Source organism: Leucobacter faecis (genome assembly GCF_054456695.2).
In genome coordinates this window covers 180,928-202,333 of record NZ_JBTJER020000002.1, presented here as the reverse complement: position 1 = coordinate 202,333, position 21,406 = coordinate 180,928, and the positions used below count along the sequence as shown (strand labels likewise).

Below are 21,406 nucleotides of genomic sequence, written 5' to 3'. Positions count from 1 at the left end.
GTGGGGCGGCCCGCGCACATTTGAATAGCGCACCGAAGGAGCCCCTATGACGCTGCCGTGGACCCCGCATGGAGACGGCCGACACGTCGCCCCAGACGCGATCGTGCTGCCCGAGGAACGGCTGAGCTGGCCGCGCACCATCGGGTTTGGCATGCAGCACGTCGTCGCCATGTTTGGCGCGACCTTCCTCGTGCCGCTGATCACGGGCTTCAGCCCGACCGCGACGCTGTTCTTCTCGGGCCTCGGTACGCTGCTGTTTCTGTTGCTTACCGGTAACCGGCTGCCGAGCTACCTCGGCTCGTCGTTTGCGTTCATTGCGCCGATTATGGCGGCGCTCGCGGGCGGCGACGACCTTGCCCGCGCTTCGTTCGGGATCCTCGCGATCGGCGTTTTGATGACGATCGTGGGTCTCGTGGTGCACCGCTTTGGCTCACGCTGGATCAACGCGCTCATGCCGCCCGTCGTTATGGGCGCAATCGTTGCCCTGATCGGTTTTAACCTTGCCCCCACCGTCAAGAACAACTGGAACGCCACCGAGCTTTCAGGCTGGGTTGCACTCATCACGATCTCGGCCGTGCTGCTCATCACCGTGCTGTTTCGCGGGCTCATCGGGCGACTCTCGATCGTGCTGGGCATGGTCGTGGGCTACATCGCCGCGGCGCTCATGGGCGAGGTTGATTTCGCGGCGGTTGAAAGTGCTGCGTGGTTGGGCCTGCCCGAGTTTCATGCCGTAGGCAACCCGTTCCAAGACCCGACCCTGTGGGCGCTACTGCCAGCCTTCCTGCCTGTCGTGCTCGTGCTGGTGGCCGAGAACGTCGGCCACGTGAAGAGCGTGGGCCTCATGATCGATCGCGACATCGATCACCTCACCGGCCGTGCGCTGCTCGCCGACGGTGTGTCGACGATGCTCGCTGGCTTCGGCGGCGGCTCGGGCACCACGACCTACGGCGAAAATATTGGCGTGATGGCCGCCACCCGCGTCTACTCGACCGCGGCCTACTGGGTCGCCGGTGGTATGGCGCTCGTGCTCAGCTTCTCGCCCAAGGTGGGCGCGATTATCTTTACGGTGCCGGCGGGTGTACTCGCGGGCGTGACAGTTGCGCTCTACGGCCTCATCGGTCTGATCGGCGTGAAGATCTGGATCGACAACAAGGTCGATTTCTCAAAGCCCATCAACCAGTTTGCGGCGGCCGTGCCGCTGATCGTGGGCATCGCCGACTTCACGGTGCAGTTGGGTGACGTCGTGTTCAACGGCATCGCGCTCGGCACGATCGCGGCGGTCGTGGTGTACCACGTGATGCGTGGGCTGCAGATCGTACGCGGCGGTGAACCTCAGGTGGCCGATCCGGTCGTGACTGAGCAGAGCGGGCAGCTCACGCAGCCAGGGCAGCCAGGGCAGTCCGAGCATGAGGCGCAGAGCGCCGCCCGATAGCGCGCAAGCGGCGTGTTGCGGCGAAACTCCGTGCGCGTTGCGGTGATTTTCGGCCGGGGCGTTTAGGGTGGCGATGTGTGGAGTGTAGATCGGCGTAAACGACCAGAGTCGGGTCGCGAGGTTAGCGGCGCCTCGAACGCGATGAGCGAGCAGCCCACCGAGCAGCTGAGCGAACAAGTTACCGAGCAGCTCGTGCCCGAGAGCGAGGGCTCGCTCGCCCGCGCCCCGCGGCCCGCGCAGGCCGAACCCGATCTCGCGGCGGAGCTGACCGGACCGGTGTCGCTCGTCGACAGCTACGCCGACGATCACGCCGAGTGGCGTGCTGAGCTTGCCCGCATCGGCGGCCGCAACCCGCTGCTGCACTTCGATGACCGACCAGCGAACCGCATCGAGCTTTCGTCGACCCACCCGGGCGGCCTGCCTCAGTTCATTACGGGCAATAAGATTTTGCTGTCGGCGCTGATACGCGACGACCTGGCGCTTAGGCACGCGAAGTTCGCGGCGGGCCGCGTCACAGATAAAGCGATCGAGATGCGCACGGTGCGCGGGCTCGAGACCGTGCACCTGGGCATTGGCATCGCCAAGTGGAGCTTTGAGGGCGAAGAGTTTTGCGCCCCGATTCTGCTGCGCCCCGTCGCGATTCGTCGGTACGGCCGCGACTACGAGCTCAAGCTCAAACAGTTTCCCGTCGTCAACTCTGAGCTGATTCGTGTAATGCGCGAACAGTTTGGCATTGCCGTTGACGCGCGCGTGCTCATCGAGCTGTCGCAGTCTGAGGGCGTGTTCAAGCCGCAGCCCGTGATCGACCGGCTGCGACAAATGGCAGCGGGCGTGCCCGGTTTCGTTGTGCAGCCGCGCCTTGTTGTCTCGTCATTTCATAATGTGTCGCAGCTTATGGTGTCTGACGCGAAGCAGCTCGACTCGCAGCTGCTGTCGGCGATCTGCGGTAACGAGCCAGCACGCAAGGCTCTCGCTGAGGGCTACCGTCCCGTCTCACCGACCCCGTCGGACGAGCGCTCGCCCGACACCGACCGCTACCTCTACGACGCAGACGCCGAGCAAGAAGACGTGCTCGCGCAGATCTCGGCGGGGCACTCACTCGTCGTGCACACCCTGCCCGGCACGGGCGGCACACAGACGGTGGTCAACGCGATTGGTGCGCTCGCCCGCGAGGGTAAGCGCGTGCTCGTCGTGTCGCCGCGTCGCGCCACCCTCGACGGCATCACACACCGACTCACTCGAGCAGGACTGCCCGGCCTGTCGGTGGGGCCACGGCGCCTGCGGCGCGGGCTCGTCGAGTCGATTAGCCGCAACGAGAATGCCCGCGGCGGTCAGCTGCGCGACGTCGACGCGGCGCTCACTCGCCTGCGCGGGGCGCTCGTCGATTACCGGTCTGCGCTCAACACCCGCGATCCCCGGTTTGGTGTCGCCCCCATCGAAGCGCTGCGCGAGCTCACGCAGCTGTCGCTCGCAGATGTGTCGCCCGCAACCACGGTGCGGCTCAACGACCAGGCGCTGTCGCAGCTGACCATCGATCGGTCAGCGATGGCCGAGGCGTTTACCGAGGTCGCGCGGCTCGGCCAATTCCAGTACGGGCCCGAAGACTCGCCGTGGTACGGCGTCAATTTCAGCACAACAGAAGAAGCCCGCAAGGCGTACTCGCTCGCGGTCAACCTCGCAGAGTCACAGCTACCGCGCCTCATTTCGATGGCTAACGAGGTCGTCGGCCAGACTTCAATGCGCCCCTACGAGACGGTCGCCGAGCTGGGCGTATTCTTGCGGCTACTCATGGGACTGCGCGACACCCTCGATCGGTTTACGCCCGACGTATACGACCGTTCGCTCACCGAAGTGATCGCAGCGCACGCCCCCCGCAGCTCTGACGACGAGATCGAAATGACGTCGTCGAACAAGCGCAGGCTGCGCAAGCTTGCCCGCGAGTACGTGCGGCCTGGCGTGCACATCTCAGACATGTACGCGCGGCTCGTGCAGATTCAGCAGCAGCGAGTGCTGTGGCACCGCTACAGCACGATCGAAGGCACACGCCCCGAGGTGCCGCTCGGCATCGCAGACGTGGTGACCGCATACCAGTCTGCGTACCAAGACCTCGACGAGATTGACCGGGTGATCGGCACCGCGTCTGACCGCGACCGCCTCAAGAACCTGTCGCTTGCAGACCTCGCCGAGCGCATTTCAGACCTCGCCCGCGAGTCTGAGGTGCTGCAGAATATTCAAGAGCGCACGACCATCGTCGAGCGCATGCGCCAGGCGCACCTCGAACCGCTGCTTGACGACCTTTCGGCCCGCCACGTGCCCGCCGAGCACGTCGCAGCAGAGCTCGAGCTCGCCTGGTGGCAGTCGGCGCTCGAGCGCATGCTGCAGACCAACGAGGCGTTGCTGAGCGCGAACACGTCGGTGATCGACCGACTTGAAGCTGACTTTAGGCTCGTCGATGACGCGCACTGCGGCGCCAACGGCACACTGCTCGCAGCCTCACTCGCCGACGCCTGGCGCGTCGCGGTGCTCGACCACAAACAAGAGGCGCTCGCCATGCGCGAGGCGCTGCGCAGTCGCTACGTCACAGCGGGGTTGCTTGCGCAGCACGCGCCGACGCTACTGTCGACCCTCGCACCGGTGTGGGCGATGTCACCGTACGAGGTGGCGCAACTGCCCGACGCCATGAAGTTTGACGCGGTGCTGCTCGTTGACGCTGGCGCGACGACACTCGCAGAAAACCTCGGCGCGATTCGCCGAGCCGAGCAGGTCGTCGCGTTTGGCGACACGATGACGCAGAGCCCATCAACGTTTGAAATCGCCGTCGGCCCCATCGACGACGCGAGCGAGCCCTCCGAGACGCCCGAGCAGTCACATGCGAAGTCTGCGTACGCACAACTGAGCGACGTGCTGCCCACGCTCACGCTCACACGCAGCTACCGTGCGGGCGGCGAAGACCTCACCCACCTGGTGAACACGCGGTTCTATGACGGCGCGATTCAAACGATGCCGTGGGCGGGCTCCTTCCTCGGCCGTTCAAGCCTCACTTACGATTTCGTGCAGGGTGGGCAGGGGCTGCCCGATCAACACACCGGAGCGGTCGAGAGCACCGACGCCGAGGTCGAGCGCGTCGTGCAGCTCGTGCTCGAGCACGCGAACGACCGCGCGAGTGAGTCGCTCATGGTCATCACGGCGAGCGAACGTCATGCCGTGAGGGTGTACCAGGCGGTGCTGCAGGCGTTTTCGAAGTTTCCGCAGTACCGCGAGTTCTTGCTCGGGGAGCGCGCAGAACCGTTCGCGGTGCTCACGCTCGAGCAAGCGACGGCGCAAAGCCGCGACCGCGTGATCTTCTCGATCGGCTATGGCCGCACCCCGCACGGCCGTGTGCTGTCGAACTTTGGCGGCCTCGGTAAGCCCGGCGGCGAGCGACTGCTCGCGGTCGCGATGACGCGCGCCCGCCGGGCGATGACGATCGTCAGCTGCTTTAGGCCGAAAGACCTCGACGCGGCACGCATTAAGCACGGCGTGGTTGACCTCGCCGAACTGCTCGCGCACGAGCACCCCGAGCCCGCTGAGCCCCTGCTGCCCGCCGAGCGCGACCCGATGCTCGGTGAACTCGCCGACAGGCTCGAAGCGCACGGCATGCGCGTGGTGCTCGACTACCTCGGCGTGATTCCGATCGCCGCCTCGTTTGGCGAGCGTGCCATCGCGGTCGACATCGACCTGGGTGATGGCTCCGACAGCCTGCGCGACACGCTCAGGCTGCGGCCCGCGGTGCTACGCCGCCTCGGCTGGCACTACCACCGGGTGCAGAGCTTCGACCTGTTTACCGACCCCGACGAGGTCGCCCGCCGCGTTGCGCGCATGGTCGGCTGCGAAGACGGTAAGAGCACGTCTGATGCGGCTGTAGGCTCGGGTACCGACTCGGCCGCTGCAGGCGCACAATCGTGATCACAGGCCCTGCCGCTCACGCTGGGTCAGAGCAGCCCGCGGCCAAAGCTGCGCTCGCTGAGCCTGCTGAGCCTGCTGATTCTGCTGAGTCTGCTGATTCTGCTGATTCTGCAGTGCCGGATCATGGCCGCCGCACGAATCGTCGTGCTTCTCGCCCCGCCCCGGCCGGTGTCGACCCGAAGCCTTTGGAGCACACGCTGACCGCTCGCGCACGAGAGGACCGCCCCGAGGGGTGGGGCGACGCTTCAGCGCACAAGCAGATGAGTGCTCACGATGCGGCGCTGAAGCGCGACCGTCCGCCGCACTGGGGCTAGGACGCCGAGGTGCCGTATTCACGACACCCGCTCCAACCGGTCAACTTAGGGGGCGCCGAGGGCCCCGATCCGATGGGCGCACGCGCCGACAGAAAATATGCGCGACAAATTCCGTTTCTGAGGCAGTCATAAGCGGAAGTAGTCGCGCATATTTTCTGTAAACGGGGTTGGAACTACGGGGCTGGCAGAATTCAGTCGGCTCGACTGAATCAGTGACCGTATCTCGGAATAAGAGTCGCGCCAACCCGTCAACTTGCGCGAGGCTAGGACGCCGAAGAGCTCGCTCCTGCGCTGCCCGAACCCGAGCCCGAAGAGCCTGAGCCTGAGCCTGAGCTGCTCGAAGCACGCGAATCGGTGCGGTAGAAACCTGAGCCGTTGAAGGTGACGCCGAGGGATCCAAATACCTTGCGCAGCGTTCCGTCGCACTCGGGGCACGAGGTCAGCGCGTTGTCCGAGAAAGACTGGTAGATGTCAAAAGCGTGGCCGCAGTCGGCGCAGCGATAAGCGTAGGTAGGCACAGTTCTCCATGCTACAAGGTGGCGTCTGGTGAAGTGCTACCGGCGCTACCTGTGCTGCTAAACGTGTGAATCCCCGTAGGGGTCACTGCACCGGTGACCGCCACATCGTGCGAGTCCCGGGGCAGCGCCGCAACCAGCTCGGTGTCGAACACTACGGTGTAGACGGGGGTCGTGCGCGGCAATCGCGCGAGCGCCCGGTCGTAATATCCCATGCCCCAGCCCAGCCGGGTCCCTTGGGTGTCGACCGCGCAGGCTGGCACGAATACAAGATCGGCCTGGGCGAAGGCGGCTTCGCCCAGGCGCGGGCCCTGCGGTTCCAAGATGCCGTGGCGGCCAGGGGCTAGGCTCGCCGCCCCCTCATGCAGCACCCAGTCAAGCCGCGAGCTCGTGAGCGAGACGGGCAATAGCACCTCGAGTCCAGCAGCGACGGTCCACTCGAGAAACGGACCGGTGTCTGGTTCGTGAGGGACGGCACTGTAACACGTGACCCTGCGTGCGCCGAGCTGTCTCGTGAGCGAGATGAGGTGCGCGGTGAGGGCCTGGGTCGCGAGGGCGCGCTCGGACGGCGACATGGCGGCCCGCCGCGCGCGCACCGCCCGTCGCACTGCTGCCTTGTCAGTGTCACCGAGATCGGTGCCGCCGAAGTTGTGGCTGTCGGTGGCTTCGCGGGGTGCTTCGCTCATGGCTCAAGCATAGGAGCAGGCGCCGCGGCTTAGCGTTTCAGTGGGCAAACGGTAAGCTGTGAGGCATGACTGAAGCACGCAAGCCAGGCCAGACGGTAACCAAGGCGGTCATTCCCGCCGCGGGTCTAGGGACCCGGTTCTTGCCGGCGACCAAGGCGATGCCGAAGGAAATGTTGCCGATCGTGGACAAGCCCGCGATTCAGTACGTCGTCGAAGAGGCCGCACACGCGGGCCTCGGTGACGTGCTCATCATCACGGGACGCAACAAAGACAACCTGCTCAACCATTTCGACAGCGTGCCCGAGCTCGAGTACACGCTTGAGCGCAAGGGCGACGAGGGCAAGCTCGACAAGGTTCACCAGTCGAGTGAGCTCGCAGAGGTGCACTTTCTGCGCCAGGGACAACCGAACGGGCTCGGCCATGCCGTGGGTCGTGCCCGCTGCCACGTCGGTGACGAGTCCTTCGCGGTGCTGCTCGGTGATGACCTGATCGACGAGCGTGACCCGCTGCTTGACCGCATGATCGCCGAGCACGATGCACGCGGCGCGACCGTCATCGCGCTGATGGAGGTGCCCGCAGAATCGATCCACCTCTACGGCTGCGCCGCCGTTGAGGCGACCGATGACCCCGACGTCGTGAAGATCACGGGGCTCGTTGAGAAGCCCTCACGCGACGAGGCCCCGTCGAACCTCGCGGTGATTGGCCGGTACGTGCTGCGCCCCGAGATCTTCGACCTGCTCGACGAACTGCCGCCCGGCCGCGGCGGCGAGATTCAGCTGACCGATGCGCTGCACCTGCTGGCAGAGGGCAAGGGGCACGCCCCCGTCTACGGCGTCGTATTTCGCGGCCGCCGCTACGACACGGGCGACCGTGCCGACTGGATCAAGGCCAACGTGCTGCTTGGCGTAGACCATGCAGAGCTGGGTGACGAGATCTCGGACTGGGTGATCGACTTCGCCGACCAGCTGCGCGCAAAGCGCCAGGGAAGCTAACAACGCGTGCCGCTCGGGCGCGAGATAGAACAGCCAGCACCCCGGTACGCCGGCCGGGTGGGGTTGCAGCTCGTGCGCGCCCGAGACGCCGTGACCCTCGCACGGCTACTCACCGAAAATCGCTCGTGGCTCACGCCGTGGGAGGCGACGCACCCGTCTGGGCGGGGTGTGGTGCCCGGATCCGGGTCGATGCGGCCCGTGATTAAGCTGCTGCGCAAGCAGCTGCGTGCAGGGGCGGGAGTGCCTTTCGTGATTACGTACGATGGTGCGATCGTGGGGCAGCTGAGCGTGGCCGAGGTGAGTGGCGGCGCCCTGCAGGCCTGTCAGATCGGTTACTGGGTCGCTGAGGAAGCCGCGGGCCGCGGTATTGCCCCTGCGGCGGTCGCGCTCGCGATCGACTATGTCTTTGAAGAGCTGGGGCTGCACCGGATAGAGGTGTGTATTCGACCCGAGAACGCGGCGTCACTGCGCGTGGTCGAGAAACTCGGGCTTGCGTATGAGGGGCGGCGGCAGGCCTATATTCACATCGACGGCAAGTGGTGTGACCATGACTGCTTCGTGGTGGTGCGCGATCGTGTGCCGCCGCAAGTCGCTGAGGTGCTGAGCCTCGCCGTTACCGGTTGATTCGATGCTGCCCGATAAATTTGGCGGCGCGCCGGGAGGCGATGAACAGCTCGACACCGTACAGTGAGAAACATGACTGGCGGCGTATTCGGTGGCGGAGTGATCTTTGTGGTCGCCGCGCTGCTCTGGGGCGCCGTCTTTATTCCATCGTGGACGCGTCGCCGCGAGTTTCGCGCGGCCGAACGTAACGCGTTGCGGTTGCAACGCACGCTGCGAGTGCTCGCTGAAACCGCAGAGATGCCCGAAGAAGTCCGCATCGAGGCCACAGCGAAAGAAGCGCTCGCCCACGAGAAGATGCTCAAAACGGCGCGTAAGCAACTCGATGCCGAACGTGCGGCAGAGCTCGCAGATGCGCGAGCAGAGCAGGTGCGCGCCGAGATTCGCGCCCAGCAAATGAAACGAAAAGAGCGCGCTGCGGTGCGCTCTTCGCGGTTGCGGAGGCCTTTTGTGCGCCGTGTACGCGCGACGGCCGCGCTGGGGGCGTTGCTCGGCTTGCTCGGTTCACTGACCGGGGCCGGTATCGCGATTGCGGGGGCTGGCGCCAACACGCTGGTATGGAGCCTGCTTGTGACCGCAACGTCGTTTGGTGCGCTCATGCTGCTGGCGCCCGGTCGCGGTCGGGCACAGGTGCTGCCCGTCGAGATCGAGGTGTGCGAAGAAGCCGCACAGCTGCCCGCTCAACCTGAAGAGGTTATGGACGAGGTCGACGTCGAGGCACAGGCCGCGGCACACCGGCAAGCGCAGCAGGCCGCGGCTGAGCGTATTGAGCGTGCCAGGGCGCTGGCCCGCGCCCGAGCTGTAAAGCAAGCCACGTCTCTTGAGAACCAGACTGATTCGATGCTGCTGCGTGAGTCGGCTCCGCAGGCTTCGGCAACTTCAGCGACTTCGCAGGCTTCGCACTCGCAGACATCGCGCGCGCAGCGCGTGGCACCAGCGCAGCCGGTCCCAGCGCAGACGGCCCCGGCGCAGACGGTCGAAGCGCAACAGCCTGCGCGAGAGGTCGCGGCGGTACGCCGGCAGCATCAGGCACCCCGTGTGTCGCCACAGCAGCAGGCGGCGCGCGAACGGTTGCGCCAGATGGGCGTCGTAGGTGACACGAGCGACGGCATGCTCAATCTCGACGATGTGCTGCGTCGTCGTCGCAGCGGCTAGAAACTTTCGGCGTGTTCGATTTCGGCTGAAGCACACACGCCTGCTAAAGTTTTTCTTGTCAGGGTCCTTAGCTCAATTGGTAGAGCGCCTGCTTTGCAAGCAGGAGGTCGCGAGTTCGATTCTCGCAGGATCCACCAGGTTAAGGCCCCGCTCGCGAGCGGGGCCTTTTTAGTGTTGTGCCGCCTTGCTGTGGCCGCACCACCGCACTGTTGCATCACCTGCCGCAGTACCCAGCTAACGCGCGCCGGGCCCGCCTACACTGTCGTAGTGGTACTTGCACTCTGGATTTCTCTGCTCGGCGTCAGTCTCGTCGTAAGCCTCACCCCCGGTGCTGGCGCGATCAACACTATGTCGAACGCGCTCGCAGTCGGTTGGCGACGCGCATTCTGGGGCATCATCGGGCAGCAGTTCGGCATCCTCGCCCACATCCTGGTCGCTGCTGCAGGCATTGGGGTGCTCATCACGGGGAGCCCCGTCGCGTTTGCCGTTGTGCGCTACGCAGGAGCCGCCTATCTCATCTTCATTGGGCTGCGGCAGTTCTTTGCGCGACCACCTGTCGCGGCTGGTCATACACCTGCGAAAAGCGCTGCAACACAGAGTGCGCCGGGCAAGGCCGAAAGCGAGACGGCGACGGGGTCCGTGCAGGTGCTTACGCGGGTCGAAGCGCGGGTCTCCGAGACCGAACTGGCAGGGGGCAGTGCGCCGAAACCCGGCAATGGAACGTCCGCACCTACTGCGGGTCAGCTCGTGCGCCGCGGCTTCTGGGTCAACATGCTCAACCCCAAAGCGGTCGTGTTCTTTCTCGCCATCATGCCGCAGTTCATCTCGGCAGACCTGCCCGCGATGCCGCAGTATCTGATCATCGCGCTCACCATGACCGCGATCGATATGACCATCATGACCTTCGTCTTCGCGGCCGCTGCCGAGCAGTTTCGCCGTTTCACCGGTTCGCCCCGGGGCCAGGTGGTTTCGAACCGGATCTTTGGGTCGCTGTTCGTGTTGATCGCGGTCGCGATGCTGTTGCTCAACTGACACGGATTAGGCTTCGGCCGTGTTTCGTTTCGCGTTGGTGCCACTCAATCGGCTAAGGTTGCTTCTTGGGCCCCTATAGCTCAGCGGTAGAGCTACGGACTTTTAATCCGCAGGTCGTAGGTTCGATCCCTACTGGGGGCACGATAAGGCAAACGTAAAGGCCCGGTCAGATGTTATTTCTGGCCGGGCCTTTTTGTGTCCCCGTTTGTCCGTGGGTCGCGTGGGGCAAACGTGGGGCAAATCACGCGCGCCGGGGGAACTGGATGACGTTGCTGGGGAGGTCGTCTGCGGGTGGATTGGGCGTCGCTGGTGCTTGCCGCGGGTCTTGCACGGCGGTCTTGGCCTCGGCGCGCACGGTCGCGCTGCGGTGCGTGTAGCGCTCTGTGGTGGCGATCGAGGCGTGGCCGAGGAGAGTTGCTATCTCGGCGAGGCTCAGGCCTGCGTCGAGCTGCTCGGTGGCGTAGGTGTGCCGGAGGGTGTGGATCGTGGCCGGGTCGGTGCCGGGCGGGTTCAGGTTGGCGGCTTCGGCTGCGGGTTTCCAGTGCCGTTTGTGCCAGCTCGAGTAGTCGAAGGGGGCGGCGCCTCGGCCTGCGAAGAGGTAGCCGGTCGGGGTGGCCTCGACCAGCGGGCGGATTATCTCGATGAGCCAAGGGGCGAGGGGTACGGTGCGGCGCTGCTTGCCCTTGGTGTACGGGACGAGCACGCGGTTGGTGGCATCCCATGCGTCGCGGTAGCGGATGGTTCCGTGCTCGAGGTCGATGCGCTTCGCGGTGAGTGCGATCGCTTCTCCCCAGCGCGCTCCGGTGCCGAGGAGTACTGCTACGAGCGCGCGGTCAAAGTCGTTGGTGAGGTTGCTGAATAGTCGGTGCTGCTCGTCTCGCGTGAGGGTGCGCTCGGAGGGGTTCGCCTGCAGGCCGAGGCGCAGGCGGAGGGCTGGGTTGGCTGGGATGATTTCCGCGTCGACGGCTCCGGCCAGTGACGCCGACAGGAGGGCGATCGCGCGTTGGGTGCTCGAGGGTGAGAGTTCGGCCTTGGTCTGCAGCTCGGCCGCCCATGCTTTGATCGCGTGCCTGGTGATCTGGTTGAGTGGTGTGGCGCCCCATTTCGGGCGGAGGTGTTTGGTGAGGCGTGATTGGTCTCGGCGGGCGGTTGATGCTTCGACAGGGCGGGTGGGGATCCACTCGTCTGCCCATTCGCCCCAGGTGCGGTTGCCTGCCTCTGGGTCGTGCCAGCCGGTGGCGCGGGTGTCTGCCTCGGCGGATTCTGCTGCGCGGAGTGCTGCGCGCTTGTGCGTGTAGGTGCCGGGGAGGTAGCGTTTTGTGCCGCCTGGGATGCGGTAGCCTGCCCGGTAGCGGCCGGAGGGGAGTGTTTCTGTCCAGGCCATGTGTCAGCGCTCCTTGTTTTGGGCGTGACGGGATAGTGTTGTTTGCATCGGATTGCCTTTCGTGGTGGTTCGGTGGTTGCCCTCGGGGCGCGATTTCTTCTTGGCGGGAGTGGTCGCGTTCCGGGGGCTTTTTGTGTTTTAGGGGGTGCTGGTGTGCGTGTGTACGTGGTTCACGGTCTGCGGCGCGACTTGCTGCGCGGGCGTAGTGTGCTTGTTCATGAAGTCGCGGTGTCCGCAGTACTGGCATTTCTTGAAGAATGGGATGCCGAGGGCGCCCATGAAGCCGGTGAAGATGATGATGGTCCAGATGACGGTGGTGCGGCCCACGTTGGCGCCGCCGCCCTCGCACGGCTTGCAGCCGATGCAGCCCTTCTGTGAGTACTGGTTGAGGTGCATGCTCATGCTGCTTTCCTTTCGTAGCGGTGGCCGAAATGTTTCTGCCACTCGATGATCAGGGTAGTGGTGAGGTCTAGTTCTAGCGCGATCGCGGCCGGGTGCGGGTTGAGTCGTTCGGCGCGCGCGTAGTCGTCGACGTTGACGGCGAGCTGGGCGGCTCTGCGCCATGCCTGCGCTTCGTTGCGCGGGCTGCTGCAGTTGTGGCCGTGGTGGGCGTGGCCGAGCTCGTGCGCTAGTGTCTCGCGTCGCTGCGGAAGGGTGAGGAGTTGATCGATGATGATCAGGTCGTGGGCGGGGATGTAGGCGCCGCGGAGGGGTGGTTGGAGGGGTGCGTATTTGACGGTGACGCCGAGGCGGGTGGCTTCGGCGAGCAGCGTGTGCATGGGTGCTCCTATGGGTGGGGGTTGGCTTCGGCTTCGGTGTCGCGGCCGTCTTGGTTGTGGGCGGCGTGGGAGAGTTGGAGGAGGGCTTGGGTTTCTTCGGGGGTGAGGTTGTCTCGATGATCGTCGAGACGTACGACATTGGATTTCGGCAGGTGGCTGTCAATGAGCTCGGTGACTATCTCGGTGACGACGTCGCGGTCATTGCTGCTGATGCCGTCGAATGCTTCGCGCAGTTGCTCGAGGCGACGCTGTAGCTCATCGATGAGGGCCGAGGTGTTGACGTTGCTGAGGTCGATTGGCGCTTCGACGGTGGTGCCTAGCTCGGCGAGGTCTGCGCTGTTAAGGTAGCCCGCCGCGATGAGCCCGGTGAGAGCGTTGGCGTTGTAGAGGCGTGCGAGGTCCACAACCTGCTGGGGGCGGGGTTTGGTGCCTGCTCGCCAGCGGGTGATTGCTGATTGCGAGAGCCCGAGACGTGCTGCGGTGCGTGCGTCGCTATCGTCGCCGCGGGCGTCTTCCATGTATGCAATCCATGCGGTTGTGCTCATGGATGAATCGTACCCCGTGGCTTGCAGTTCTGCAAGGAGTTTCAGGAATTGCGCCCGCGGAATCATGCGGAAGTCTGCGGGTCACGATGATTTGATTTTTTGCAAGAACTTGCAAATAGTACCGTACGGGGTTATGGTTTCAATCATGAAAGCTCTTGCAAACATTCAAGGTAACGATTCGCCGCGGCTAATGCTCAACATGGAGAAGCTGCACGAAATTCGCCGCGCCAACGGCATCGGCACTGATGCCGACTTGGCTCGATACATCGGGATCGACCCCGCGTCGCTATACCGGTACGCGACAGGGAAAGGCGGCCCTTCAAATCGGGTACTCGCTCGGCTCAAGGCAGCGTTCCCGTTGGTGCCGCTCGGTGACTTTGTGAAGCTCGAAGGAGGGTCGCTCTAATGTCTGACCACATCACTACAACCCCCGAGGTCACAGTGGAGACCGGCAAAGCCACTATCGAGTGGACGGGTAAGGAAACTGGCGCGTGGGAGTCGATTCTGATCGAGCTCGTCGACGGGCACATGCAGGTCAGTGGTCGTGGTGACGGGCCGGTGTCGATCCCGGTCGAGAACATCGGGGTTGTCATGGCGTACATGGCGGAGCTCAATGTGGAGGCTCAGGCCTCGCGCACGGCGGAGGCCGTCTAAAAGCTGCACCTCTCGCCCGCTGTCGTAGGCGGCTTGAGGACTGGGGTCTTGCCCGTCTCGGCACCGCGTTCGCGGGGTGCTCGAGCTGCTGCATACCCAAAAGCCAGGGATCAGCCAGAGCGCCACGTCGCGCCGAGGGGGTCACCGTCTGGTCGTTGAGAACTACATAGAGAACTTTTGGCATACGTGCACATGTCGACATAGGTCGCCAGCTCACTCGCCCGCTCAAGCGTTTCTGGACTTGGGCCGCGTGACTGGCAGCGAAAACTAGTCGACCGCTGAGGTCGGATGCCGTTTGTTGTGTGGCCCCTTGTGTGGGGCAGGCGGCGCGTTGACGGGCGAGTGTTCGTCGCGGTGCCGCCGCTTTTCAGAGAAACAACTAGAGAGGTGGTTTGTTATGGCTGCTTTGGCTGCTGCGGTTGAGCGCGATATTGAGGCGCTCGCCGTGAATAGGTTTGTGTCGCCGTTTGCGGCGGCGTTGATGGTTGGCCGGCATGTTGAGACGGTGCGTGATGCGCTGCGTTCGGGTGAGCTGCACGGGGTGCAGCGGGTCAAGGGTGGGGCGTGGAGGTTGCGCCCGGCTTGCGTGGAGGCGTGGGCGGATGGTGTGCCGTGTGCGCATCAGGAGGAGCGGCGCCCGGTGTCGCTGCAGGAGTGGCGTACGCGCCCGGCACGGGGGTCGCTGTGAGCGCCCGGTATGCGGTCGCGGTGTTTCTGCTCGTGCTCATTGGTGCGGCCGCTGTCGCGGTGTATCTGGTGCGGGTGCTGCTCGGGCTGACTGTGGCTATGGATGGTGCAGCGTTTCTTGCGCTGCTGTCGTTCAATGCTGCGGCTGTCCTGTATGCGTGGCGGGAGGTGCGGTCGTGATTGTTACCGGCCTGGACTTGTCGTTGACGTCTACCGGTATGGCTCGCATCGGTGCGGGCGATTTTGGGGCGTCGTCGGTCGCGCTTGGCACGGTGAAGTCGCAGCCTCTCGGGGCTTCGGTGGAGGCGCGCCTGGATCGGCTTGCCGCGATCGTGTCTGGTGTTGAGGATTTCATTTTGCGGGGTTCGCTCGTCGTGATTGAGGCGCCCGCGTATTCGCGGCAGGCCGGGGCTCGTCATGAGCGTTCGGGGTTGTGGTGGATGGTGGCGCGTGCGGCGAAGGCGAAGGGCTGCCGTGTGGTGGAGTGTTCGCCGACTGCGCGGCAGCGGTATGCAGTGGGCCGTGCTGGCCCGTCGGTGTCGAAGGCTGACGTGAAGGCTGCCATGTCGGCCGGGTTTCCTGCCGTGTCGATCGCTAATGATGATGAGGCTGATGCGCTCGTGCTCGCGGCGCTTGGGGCTCGTCTGATCGGGTTTCCGGTGGATGCGGACGTGTCGTACCGGGTCGAGGCTGCGGCGTCGGTGCGGGGCGAGCTGTAGCGGGCTCTGCTGCCGCTTTATAGGTTTCGGTCTCCCTCTGGGGCCGAAGGGTGCTTTGTGTGCCCGAATTGCAGAAAGGAACAACCAAGTGGTTCATGTTGCGGGGGCTTTGCCGAAGGGCGAGGCGAACGGGTTAGAGGCTCATTCTTTGGCGCTGTCGAAGGCGCTCGGGGTTGGGCGCAAGTTTTATGTCGTCGGTGTGGTGGAGACGCATTCGGTGAAGACGGGGAAGGATTTTGTGCCGGTGCCGACGGTCGCGTTTACGCGGGTGGAGTTGGTGCCGTTCGAGCATGAGTTGGAGACGCCTGCGGCTGATCTGCTGGTGGCGTTGTCTGATGTGCGCCGGGGTGGTGATGGGCAGCAGTCGTTCAATTTGCGGGGCGAGGCTGCACCGGATATGCCGGTGGAGCCGGAGGTGCTCGAGCTGGATTCGGGCGGCGGCATGTTCTTCCGTGTTGTTGATGTGGAGCCTGGCGTGTTTGAGCTGCGCTTGTGTTCGCAGTATGTGGAGGGGCTGTTGGTGCGGCGTCTGCAGCGTTCGGATTGGGGTGAGGTGCCGCCTGGTGATTATCAGGCGGACCAGTTCGATGAGGCGTTGGCGTCGTTTGCTCGGGTGTTGTTGACCGAGTGGGAGACGAACGGTGGCGAGGCTGTGGTTGATGCCGAGGTTGTCGATGATGCCGAGGTTGAGGGCGGCGAGGTTATCGATGGGGTTGTGTGGCCTGCAGCCGATGATGAAGCCGAGGCCACTGAGGGTGGTGATTCCTAGTGAGCGACATGCACTACGAGCTGACCGGAAAGTCAAAGGTCAACTTTCACGGCTACACCGTGCATCAGATCCGCGCGACCCGCGATATTCCTGGCACGCGGATCCGCAAGGGCGACGTTGGCGGTTGGGTTGGGTCGCTGCTGATGGATGACGGCGACGCTCGGGTCTCCGGCGACGCTTGGGTCTCCGGCGACGCTCAGGTCTACGGCAACGCTCGGGTCTCCGGCGACGCTCAGGTCTACGGCAACGCTCGGGTCTACGGCAACGCTCGGGTCTACGGCGACGCTCGGGTCTCCGGCGACGCTCGGGTCTCCGGCGACGCTCAGGTCTCCGGCGACGCTCGGGTCTCCGGCGACGCTCGGGTCTCCGGCAACGCTCAGGTCTACGGCGACGCTTGGGTCTCCGGCAACGCTTGGGTCGAGGAGTCCTGGCATTACCTCGTGGTGGGCCCGATCGGCTCAGAAAACCAGTACGCCACGCTCACCCGTCAGAAGGGTGGCGGGCATCGTCTCGACGTCGGCTGCTGGACGGGTGGCAGTCTCGGCACACTCATGGCCGAGGTGAAGCGTCGCCGCGCCCATTGGGATGGCGACGAGGCGACACGAGAGCTGTGGATGCTGCAGTACCGGGCGCTGCGAAAGCTCGGCAAAGCGACGGTGGCCCGATGGGCCGAGGCCACGGAGGAGGCGAAGTGAGCGAGTCGTTGACGGATCAAATCGCGGAGCTCGTTGATCGGGCCGAGTCTGCGGAGGCACTCGCCGCCTCGCTTGGCCGTGAGGTCGAGCGGGTGCAGCGTGCACTGGATAGCGCGCAGCGGGAGGTGGTCGCGCATCGGGCGGGGTTGAAGCTCGAGGAGAAGGTGCGTAATCAGGCCGACGCCAATAATGCTTTGCAGCTCGGGATGGAGCGTATGCGTGCGGAGCGTGACGCGGCTGTGGCGAAGGCTGCCGGGCTGGCCGCGTTTAATCGTGCGCTGCCGGACCTGGAGGGCGCGTTGGGCGTGCACTACGACCTGCGGGCGTGGCCGGTCGATCGTCGGGTGGCAGTCGCGGTGCGGCTTGCTGCCGAGCTGCGCGGGTTCTATGACCTGGAGCAAGAGCGGGCCTACCGTGCCGCCACCGCCGCGGCTGCGGCAAAGAGTGTCGAAAAGCTGATTAATGAAGTGAGGGCTAAGTGATGACTGTTCAAGCTGAGGCGTACGTGCCGCCTGTACTGGCCGAGCTTGAGGGGCGCGCGGGCGCGCCTGACACGGATCGTGAGGCGTGGCTTGCTGAGCGCCGCGGCGGCGTGACTGCTACCGAAGTTCGTGACCTGTATATGCGGCGGATTGGCCGCCCGGCTTACAAGCTGGAGCAAGAGCTGATCGATGAGAAGCTGGGCCGCTCGGCCGACTCGTTCACGGGCAACCGTTACACCGAGTGGGGGAAGGAGCGGGAGCCGGTCATCGAAGCGGTGATGGCTGCGAGCGAGGGTTACCGTGCCGAGGCGCGCGTGTTCAAGCATGCGGACAACGCGCGGCATCTCGCGTCACCGGATGGTGTCGGTGTTGATTTCGATGAGCTACTGGAGCTGTTGGAGATTAAGACGGCCGGTTACGATCTGCCGCCCGGCTCGCCCGCGTACGACAAAAAGGGGTACGAGTTCCAGGCTCAATGGCAGATGCACGTGCTCGGTGCGCGCCGTGTGCGGCTCGTCGTAGAGGAGCGGCTGATCGATGAGCACGGCGACTTCTATCCGGGGCCGTTGCATCGTCATTGGATCGAGCGCGACGATGCTCTGATTGCGGAGCTTGTCGCGGTTGCTGACGCGTTCCTTGCTGAGGTGGATCGGCAGCGTGAGGAGGGCGGCCCGGTCATAGATGAGGCGGTGGATACGCACGCCGTTAATTATCTGCGCGCGCTGGATGAGGAGAAGCGGTGGGCGGCGCTCAAAAAGTCGTCTTATGCGGCGCTGCTCGAGGCGGGGGTTTCGCAGGAGTCGGGGCTTGCTCGGGTGACGTTCTCGCCGGGGCGGCCTGGGACGGAGACGGTCGAAGAGGTTGTCGACCTCGAGCTGGCGGCTGTGGAGCTGCCGGATGAGACGAAGCAGCTGGAGCGGGCTCAGAAGAGGGTGGCGAAGTTGCAGGCGGCGTGGGATGAGCTCGCGGCGCAGTATACGAAGACGGTTTCGAAGGTTGTTAAGGGTACGGGCGCGCGGGTGACCGTGACGGCTGGTAAGGAGACGAAGTAGTGAGCACGATGGTGGCGTTGCCGACTAGTAGCGATCCGGCTGTTTGGTCGCCGGAGGAGTCGGCGCTTGTTGAGGCTTCGGGTCTGGTCCATACGGACGCGAGGTCGAGTGTTAAAACGTTGGCGGATCGGCCTACGGTGGCCGCGTTTCTGCAGCATTGCCAGAGGACGGGGCTGGATCCGATCGCGCGGCAGATTTACTGCATTGCGCGTAAGTCGAAGGGGCAGCTGCGGTGGCAGACGCAAATCTCTATCGATGGGGCTCGGCTGGTGGCTGAGCGGTCGGGTGAGTATGAGGGGCAGACTACGCCGGAGTTCACGTCTGATGGTGTGACGTGGACGCAGGTGTGGCTTGCGGCTGAGTTCCCGAAGGCGGCGCGTGTTGGCGTCTATCGGCGCGGGTTCCGCGAGCCGTTGTATGTAGTCGCGTTGTGGGATGCGTACGTGCAGACCGATTATCAGGGCAACGTCACGCAGATGTGGCGCAATATGGGGCCGTTGATGTTGGCGAAGTGTGCGGAGATGTTGGCGTTGCGTAAGGCGTTTCCGCAGGATCTGTCGGGCTTGTATTCGGCGGAGGAGATGGGGCAGGCGTCGAATGGTGCGACTGCTCCTCAGCCTGCTGCTGCGCCGAGCACTGCTGCCCTGGACCGGAGGAATCAAGAAACGATTGCGGCCCAGGGGAACATTGACCGGGCCGACGATGGGACGTTGCTGCGCACGAATGTTCCCGATGCTGAAGTGGTTGAGGCTGTGGTGGTCGATGAGGCTGCACCGGCTGCGGCGCCTGACGGGCCGGTTATCGACGTGGAGGCGTGGACGCTGCGGATTCAGCAGTGCACGTCGGTGGATATGCTGCGCGCCTTGTATGGGGAGGCGCAGGGTCTCGGCGTGCTCATGGCTCCGTTTACTGAGGACGGGGCTACGTTGAACGATGTTCTGCGGGCGTGCAAGGCGCAGCTGGTAGGTGCGGAATGAGCTCGCTAGATGCGCTGCTTGGTGGCTCTCGGCATGATCTGCCGATGGGGGACTGGGACGCCGGCGTCGACTCTAACGGGCAGGTGTTCATTGCTCGTGGAGGTGTGACGGTCGGGCTGACAACGGAACTCTCGGAGAAGATCCGTGCCGGGTTCGCTCGGGACGGGGGCGCCGAGTCGGGGATGCTCGAAGCGATCCACAGCGCGATCTGCGAAGACTCGCTGAGCGATTGTCTCGAAGAGTTCGGGGCTTGTGCTCGCGCTGTTCGTGCGGTGCGTGAAGCTGGCGGTGCGTCATGAGCGCGGCTGTAGCTGACGGTGACGGGCTGCCCGATTGGGCGTTGGAGGCGCTGCGCGCGATCGGGCTTACTGACCCTGACCCGGACGATGCGCTGCATGTGCGTCTCGTGAACGCGGTTCTCCGGCTCGGGCCTGCTGCGGCACGTGGCGTGCAGCTCTCGGCGATGCGGTTTGAGTTCGCTTGGGAGTTGCGCGCCGCGGGCGCCGAGTTCGCTACTACCAAGACGGATTATGAGCATCGGTTGGCGAAGTCGAAGGCTGCGCTGATGTTGAAGGACGGGTTCTCGGGCGTGAAGGCTCAGGCTGTGGCCGAGGCGGATGATGAGCTGTATGGGCTTCTGTTGCGGTTCCGGTTGGCGGAGCTGCGGGAGCGGTCGGTGCGTAAGTTCTTGGACGCGATTGAGACGGCTGTTGATACGTGGCGTACGCAGCGTGCTGATGAGCGTGCGGCGGATCGTGCGTCGGCTCAGGGTTACGCGGGCGGTGCGTGATGGACATTCTGTTGCGTACTCCTGACAGGGAGGAAGTGCGGGTTCAATCTGGCGGGGCACGCGGTGTCTACTTGGAGATTGATGCGCCGCGGCTCCCCAGCGCATCGGCTGCGCTCTCTCCTGATGAGGCGCGTGTGCTCGGTCAGGCGTTGATTGCTGCAGCTAATGAGGCGGTGCCCGATGGTCTCGATTGAGGTGTTCGAGCCGAGGTATCACCTGGAGCTCGGCGAGGTCTCAATCCAGGACTGGGGGACCGCGCCGGGCGCATGTGTGCGCGGCGTGGAGTGGTCTTTCGCTCGCGCCGCGTTCACCTATGAACGGGCGCTCGAGCTCGCGGTCGAGCTGGCCTCTATCCACGAGCATGTGCGTCTCGTGGATCGTGAAGCCGACGGCGAGGCGCGCGTGCTGCGCGCCGTGCACGCGGTGCGGGAGTTCCTGCCCGCTTCGGATGAATCGGCGAATTGTTACGAGCACGACGAACACCGGTTGGGGTTCGACGGGCTTATCGATGTTGAACGGTTGGTGGCCCTGGTTCTCGCGGCCGCCAACGGGAAGGAGTGAGGTGTGGTTACTGGTGTGAAACCTGATGAGCAGGTGGAGTGGTCGGAGGTGTCGTGGCTTTCTGACGCGATCGATGAGCTATCGGTCAGGCTGTTCGGCGTGCACGCGTGGGAGCTGCCCTCGTGGATCTCTGAGCTGTGCGGGTTGGAGGCGGAGCATGCGGAGGCACGGTTGCGTGGCCGTGCACGTCGTCGCCTCTCGTCACTGCGTAAGCGTGAGCGGGCTATGGGTGCACGCTTGGTGCGGCGTGGCCAGCGGCGCCTGATCGGGCTGCCGTGATGCGCGTTTCAGTGAAGTGGTGTGGAGGGCCGGGTGCATGGTATGTGCTCGGCCCTCGGGCTCTCTCTGGGTCGTCGTTTCTGTTGATTCTCGGGTGTGGCCGGGTTGAGGTGGCGGTGCGTCGTGGCCGGTAACGATTTCTCGGCGCTGGCGCTGCGGATCGCTCGTGCTCGGTCGGCTGGCCGGTGCGAGGGGTGCGGGCAGGTGGAGCGGCTGGAGGCACATCATCGGGTGTTTCGGTCGCGTGGCGGTGGCGGTACGGCCGCTAATTGCTTGCTGCTGTGCGGTTTTGGCAACTCTCGGGGCTGCCATGGGGTCGCGCATACGGGGGACGGCGTGCC

The 21,406-nt window shown here is 64.7% G+C and carries 28 protein-coding genes and 2 tRNA genes; 24 read left to right on the top strand and 6 right to left on the bottom strand.

The window, feature by feature from the left end; genetic code table 11:
- The first annotated feature begins 46 nt into the window (after positions 1–46).
- From ACXR2W_RS02975 to ACXR2W_RS02965, 3 genes are all read left to right on the top strand, one after another.
- Positions 47–1,432 (top strand): uracil-xanthine permease family protein, encoded by a 1,386-nt coding sequence (locus ACXR2W_RS02975; protein WP_458811770.1) that lies wholly within the window; start codon positions 47–49, stop codon positions 1,430–1,432.
- A gap of 141 nt (positions 1,433–1,573) precedes the next feature.
- Positions 1,574–5,377 (top strand): AAA family ATPase, encoded by a 3,804-nt coding sequence (locus ACXR2W_RS02970; RefSeq protein ID WP_458811768.1) that lies wholly within the window; start codon positions 1,574–1,576, stop codon positions 5,375–5,377.
- The gene (locus ACXR2W_RS02965; protein WP_458811766.1) at positions 5,374–5,691 is read left to right on the top strand and encodes a hypothetical protein; all 318 of its coding nucleotides are present in this window, start codon (positions 5,374–5,376) and stop codon (positions 5,689–5,691) included. Before ACXR2W_RS02970 ends, ACXR2W_RS02965 begins: the two co-directional genes overlap by 4 nt.
- Before the next feature lie 263 nt (positions 5,692–5,954).
- Here ACXR2W_RS02965 and ACXR2W_RS02960 read toward each other — a convergent pair whose 3' ends face one another.
- Together ACXR2W_RS02960 and ACXR2W_RS02955 are read right to left on the bottom strand one after the other, a co-directional pair.
- Positions 5,955–6,209, bottom strand: a complete 255-nt coding sequence (locus ACXR2W_RS02960) for an FmdB family zinc ribbon protein (RefSeq protein ID WP_458811764.1) — start codon at positions 6,207–6,209, stop codon at positions 5,955–5,957.
- Positions 6,210–6,220: 11 nt separating this feature from the next.
- Positions 6,221–6,892, bottom strand: coding sequence for a 5-formyltetrahydrofolate cyclo-ligase (locus ACXR2W_RS02955; protein ID WP_458811762.1), 672 nt, complete (start codon positions 6,890–6,892; stop codon positions 6,221–6,223).
- A 65-nt stretch (positions 6,893–6,957) separates the two neighbouring features.
- Here ACXR2W_RS02955 and galU point away from each other — a divergent pair, with 65 nt between their 5' ends.
- The 6 genes from galU to ACXR2W_RS02925 all read left to right on the top strand — a co-directional run bounded on the left by galU (position 6,958) and on the right by ACXR2W_RS02925 (position 10,833).
- Complete coding sequence (gene galU / locus ACXR2W_RS02950) at positions 6,958–7,884, top strand: UTP--glucose-1-phosphate uridylyltransferase GalU (protein WP_458811760.1); 927 nt, start codon at positions 6,958–6,960, stop codon at positions 7,882–7,884.
- A 6-nt stretch (positions 7,885–7,890) separates the two neighbouring features.
- A complete protein-coding gene (locus ACXR2W_RS02945) occupies positions 7,891–8,508 on the top strand; it encodes a GNAT family N-acetyltransferase (protein WP_458811758.1) in 618 nt (205 codons plus the stop codon).
- Between the two features lie 72 nt (positions 8,509–8,580).
- The gene (locus ACXR2W_RS02940) at positions 8,581–9,660 is read left to right on the top strand and encodes a hypothetical protein (protein WP_458811756.1); all 1,080 of its coding nucleotides are present in this window, start codon (positions 8,581–8,583) and stop codon (positions 9,658–9,660) included.
- 61 nt (positions 9,661–9,721) lie between these two features.
- Positions 9,722–9,797: transfer RNA gene (locus tag ACXR2W_RS02935), tRNA-Ala, on the top strand.
- A gap of 130 nt (positions 9,798–9,927) precedes the next feature.
- Positions 9,928–10,692 (top strand): LysE family translocator, encoded by a 765-nt coding sequence (locus ACXR2W_RS02930; protein WP_458811754.1) that lies wholly within the window; start codon positions 9,928–9,930, stop codon positions 10,690–10,692.
- 69 nt (positions 10,693–10,761) lie between these two features.
- Positions 10,762–10,833: transfer RNA gene (locus ACXR2W_RS02925), tRNA-Lys, on the top strand.
- Between the two features lie 100 nt (positions 10,834–10,933).
- Here ACXR2W_RS02925 and ACXR2W_RS02920 read toward each other — a convergent pair.
- The 4 genes from ACXR2W_RS02920 to ACXR2W_RS02905 all read right to left on the bottom strand — a co-directional run bounded on the left by ACXR2W_RS02920 (position 10,934) and on the right by ACXR2W_RS02905 (position 13,400).
- A complete protein-coding gene (locus tag ACXR2W_RS02920) occupies positions 10,934–12,076 on the bottom strand; it encodes a tyrosine-type recombinase/integrase (RefSeq protein WP_458811752.1) in 1,143 nt (380 codons plus the stop codon).
- 138 nt (positions 12,077–12,214) lie between these two features.
- The gene (locus ACXR2W_RS02915) at positions 12,215–12,478 is read right to left on the bottom strand and encodes a hypothetical protein (protein ID WP_458811750.1); all 264 of its coding nucleotides are present in this window, start codon (positions 12,476–12,478) and stop codon (positions 12,215–12,217) included.
- Positions 12,475–12,855, bottom strand: coding sequence for an ImmA/IrrE family metallo-endopeptidase (locus ACXR2W_RS02910; protein ID WP_458811748.1), 381 nt, complete (start codon positions 12,853–12,855; stop codon positions 12,475–12,477). Before ACXR2W_RS02910 ends, ACXR2W_RS02915 begins: the two co-directional genes overlap by 4 nt.
- Before the next feature lie 8 nt (positions 12,856–12,863).
- On the bottom strand, positions 12,864–13,400 hold the full coding sequence (locus tag ACXR2W_RS02905) for a hypothetical protein (protein WP_458811746.1): 537 nt from the start codon (positions 13,398–13,400) through the stop codon (positions 12,864–12,866).
- Between the two features lie 145 nt (positions 13,401–13,545).
- Between ACXR2W_RS02905 and ACXR2W_RS02900 the strand changes: the two genes are divergently transcribed.
- The 15 genes from ACXR2W_RS02900 to ACXR2W_RS02830 all read left to right on the top strand — a co-directional run bounded on the left by ACXR2W_RS02900 (position 13,546) and on the right by ACXR2W_RS02830 (position 21,065).
- On the top strand, positions 13,546–13,806 hold the full coding sequence (locus ACXR2W_RS02900; RefSeq protein ID WP_458811744.1) for a helix-turn-helix domain-containing protein: 261 nt from the start codon (positions 13,546–13,548) through the stop codon (positions 13,804–13,806).
- Positions 13,806–14,054 (top strand): hypothetical protein, encoded by a 249-nt coding sequence (locus ACXR2W_RS02895; RefSeq protein ID WP_458811742.1) that lies wholly within the window; start codon positions 13,806–13,808, stop codon positions 14,052–14,054. The genes ACXR2W_RS02900 and ACXR2W_RS02895 overlap by 1 nt, the downstream gene beginning before the upstream one ends.
- Positions 14,055–14,451: 397 nt before the next feature.
- Positions 14,452–14,742 carry a helix-turn-helix domain-containing protein gene (locus ACXR2W_RS02890; RefSeq protein ID WP_458811740.1) on the top strand — a complete coding sequence of 97 codons (291 nt, stop codon included), beginning with the start codon at positions 14,452–14,454 and terminating at the stop codon, positions 14,740–14,742.
- Positions 14,739–14,921 carry a hypothetical protein gene (locus ACXR2W_RS02885; protein WP_458811738.1) on the top strand — a complete coding sequence of 61 codons (183 nt, stop codon included), beginning with the start codon at positions 14,739–14,741 and terminating at the stop codon, positions 14,919–14,921. Before ACXR2W_RS02890 ends, ACXR2W_RS02885 begins: the two co-directional genes overlap by 4 nt.
- A 38-nt stretch (positions 14,922–14,959) precedes the next feature.
- Positions 14,960–15,460 (top strand): hypothetical protein, encoded by a 501-nt coding sequence (locus ACXR2W_RS02880; RefSeq protein WP_458811736.1) that lies wholly within the window; start codon positions 14,960–14,962, stop codon positions 15,458–15,460.
- A gap of 148 nt (positions 15,461–15,608) precedes the next feature.
- Positions 15,609–16,229, top strand: a complete 621-nt coding sequence (locus tag ACXR2W_RS02875) for a hypothetical protein (protein ID WP_489948823.1) — start codon at positions 15,609–15,611, stop codon at positions 16,227–16,229.
- An 8-nt stretch (positions 16,230–16,237) separates the two neighbouring features.
- The gene (locus ACXR2W_RS02870; protein ID WP_458812194.1) at positions 16,238–16,924 is read left to right on the top strand and encodes a bactofilin family protein; all 687 of its coding nucleotides are present in this window, start codon (positions 16,238–16,240) and stop codon (positions 16,922–16,924) included.
- The gene (locus ACXR2W_RS02865; protein ID WP_458811732.1) at positions 16,921–17,406 is read left to right on the top strand and encodes a hypothetical protein; all 486 of its coding nucleotides are present in this window, start codon (positions 16,921–16,923) and stop codon (positions 17,404–17,406) included. Before ACXR2W_RS02870 ends, ACXR2W_RS02865 begins: the two co-directional genes overlap by 4 nt.
- Entirely contained in the window at positions 17,406–18,458 is a 1,053-nt protein-coding gene (locus tag ACXR2W_RS02860) for a YqaJ viral recombinase family protein (RefSeq protein WP_458811730.1), read from the top strand. Before ACXR2W_RS02865 ends, ACXR2W_RS02860 begins: the two co-directional genes overlap by 1 nt.
- An 8-nt stretch (positions 18,459–18,466) precedes the next feature.
- On the top strand, positions 18,467–19,435 hold the full coding sequence (gene bet / locus ACXR2W_RS02855; protein ID WP_458812192.1) for a phage recombination protein Bet: 969 nt from the start codon (positions 18,467–18,469) through the stop codon (positions 19,433–19,435).
- Complete coding sequence (locus ACXR2W_RS02850) at positions 19,432–19,734, top strand: hypothetical protein (RefSeq protein WP_458811728.1); 303 nt, start codon at positions 19,432–19,434, stop codon at positions 19,732–19,734. Before bet ends, ACXR2W_RS02850 begins: the two co-directional genes overlap by 4 nt.
- On the top strand, positions 19,731–20,225 hold the full coding sequence (locus ACXR2W_RS02845) for a hypothetical protein (protein ID WP_458811726.1): 495 nt from the start codon (positions 19,731–19,733) through the stop codon (positions 20,223–20,225). The genes ACXR2W_RS02850 and ACXR2W_RS02845 overlap by 4 nt, the downstream gene beginning before the upstream one ends.
- 35 nt (positions 20,226–20,260) lie before the next feature.
- Positions 20,261–20,419, top strand: a complete 159-nt coding sequence (locus ACXR2W_RS02840; protein ID WP_458811724.1) for a hypothetical protein — start codon at positions 20,261–20,263, stop codon at positions 20,417–20,419.
- The gene (locus ACXR2W_RS02835) at positions 20,406–20,786 is read left to right on the top strand and encodes a hypothetical protein (RefSeq protein WP_458811722.1); all 381 of its coding nucleotides are present in this window, start codon (positions 20,406–20,408) and stop codon (positions 20,784–20,786) included. Before ACXR2W_RS02840 ends, ACXR2W_RS02835 begins: the two co-directional genes overlap by 14 nt.
- 3 nt (positions 20,787–20,789) lie before the next feature.
- A complete protein-coding gene (locus ACXR2W_RS02830; RefSeq protein WP_458811720.1) occupies positions 20,790–21,065 on the top strand; it encodes a hypothetical protein in 276 nt (91 codons plus the stop codon).
- Positions 21,066–21,406: the final 341 nt, after the last annotated feature.

Coding starts and splice junctions, on each gene's coding strand:
- ACXR2W_RS02975 (WP_458811770.1), top strand. CDS start 47: ATGACGCTGCCGTGGACCCCGCATGGAGACGGCCGACACGTCGCCCCA.
- ACXR2W_RS02970 (WP_458811768.1), top strand. CDS start 1,574: ATGAGCGAGCAGCCCACCGAGCAGCTGAGCGAACAAGTTACCGAGCAG.
- ACXR2W_RS02955 (WP_458811762.1), bottom strand. CDS start 6,892: ATGAGCGAAGCACCCCGCGAAGCCACCGACAGCCACAACTTCGGCGGC.
- galU (WP_458811760.1), top strand. CDS start 6,958: ATGACTGAAGCACGCAAGCCAGGCCAGACGGTAACCAAGGCGGTCATT.
- ACXR2W_RS02940 (WP_458811756.1), top strand. CDS start 8,581: ATGACTGGCGGCGTATTCGGTGGCGGAGTGATCTTTGTGGTCGCCGCG.
- ACXR2W_RS02920 (WP_458811752.1), bottom strand. CDS start 12,076: ATGGCCTGGACAGAAACACTCCCCTCCGGCCGCTACCGGGCAGGCTAC.
- ACXR2W_RS02915 (WP_458811750.1), bottom strand. CDS start 12,478: ATGAGCATGCACCTCAACCAGTACTCACAGAAGGGCTGCATCGGCTGC.
- ACXR2W_RS02910 (WP_458811748.1), bottom strand. CDS start 12,855: ATGCACACGCTGCTCGCCGAAGCCACCCGCCTCGGCGTCACCGTCAAA.
- ACXR2W_RS02905 (WP_458811746.1), bottom strand. CDS start 13,400: ATGAGCACAACCGCATGGATTGCATACATGGAAGACGCCCGCGGCGAC.
- ACXR2W_RS02900 (WP_458811744.1), top strand. CDS start 13,546: ATGAAAGCTCTTGCAAACATTCAAGGTAACGATTCGCCGCGGCTAATG.
- ACXR2W_RS02895 (WP_458811742.1), top strand. CDS start 13,806: ATGTCTGACCACATCACTACAACCCCCGAGGTCACAGTGGAGACCGGC.
- ACXR2W_RS02890 (WP_458811740.1), top strand. CDS start 14,452: ATGGCTGCTTTGGCTGCTGCGGTTGAGCGCGATATTGAGGCGCTCGCC.
- ACXR2W_RS02880 (WP_458811736.1), top strand. CDS start 14,960: ATGGCTCGCATCGGTGCGGGCGATTTTGGGGCGTCGTCGGTCGCGCTT.
- ACXR2W_RS02870 (WP_458812194.1), top strand. CDS start 16,238: ATGCACTACGAGCTGACCGGAAAGTCAAAGGTCAACTTTCACGGCTAC.
- ACXR2W_RS02860 (WP_458811730.1), top strand. CDS start 17,406: ATGACTGTTCAAGCTGAGGCGTACGTGCCGCCTGTACTGGCCGAGCTT.
- bet (WP_458812192.1), top strand. CDS start 18,467: ATGGTGGCGTTGCCGACTAGTAGCGATCCGGCTGTTTGGTCGCCGGAG.
- ACXR2W_RS02850 (WP_458811728.1), top strand. CDS start 19,432: ATGAGCTCGCTAGATGCGCTGCTTGGTGGCTCTCGGCATGATCTGCCG.
- ACXR2W_RS02845 (WP_458811726.1), top strand. CDS start 19,731: ATGAGCGCGGCTGTAGCTGACGGTGACGGGCTGCCCGATTGGGCGTTG.
- ACXR2W_RS02835 (WP_458811722.1), top strand. CDS start 20,406: ATGGTCTCGATTGAGGTGTTCGAGCCGAGGTATCACCTGGAGCTCGGC.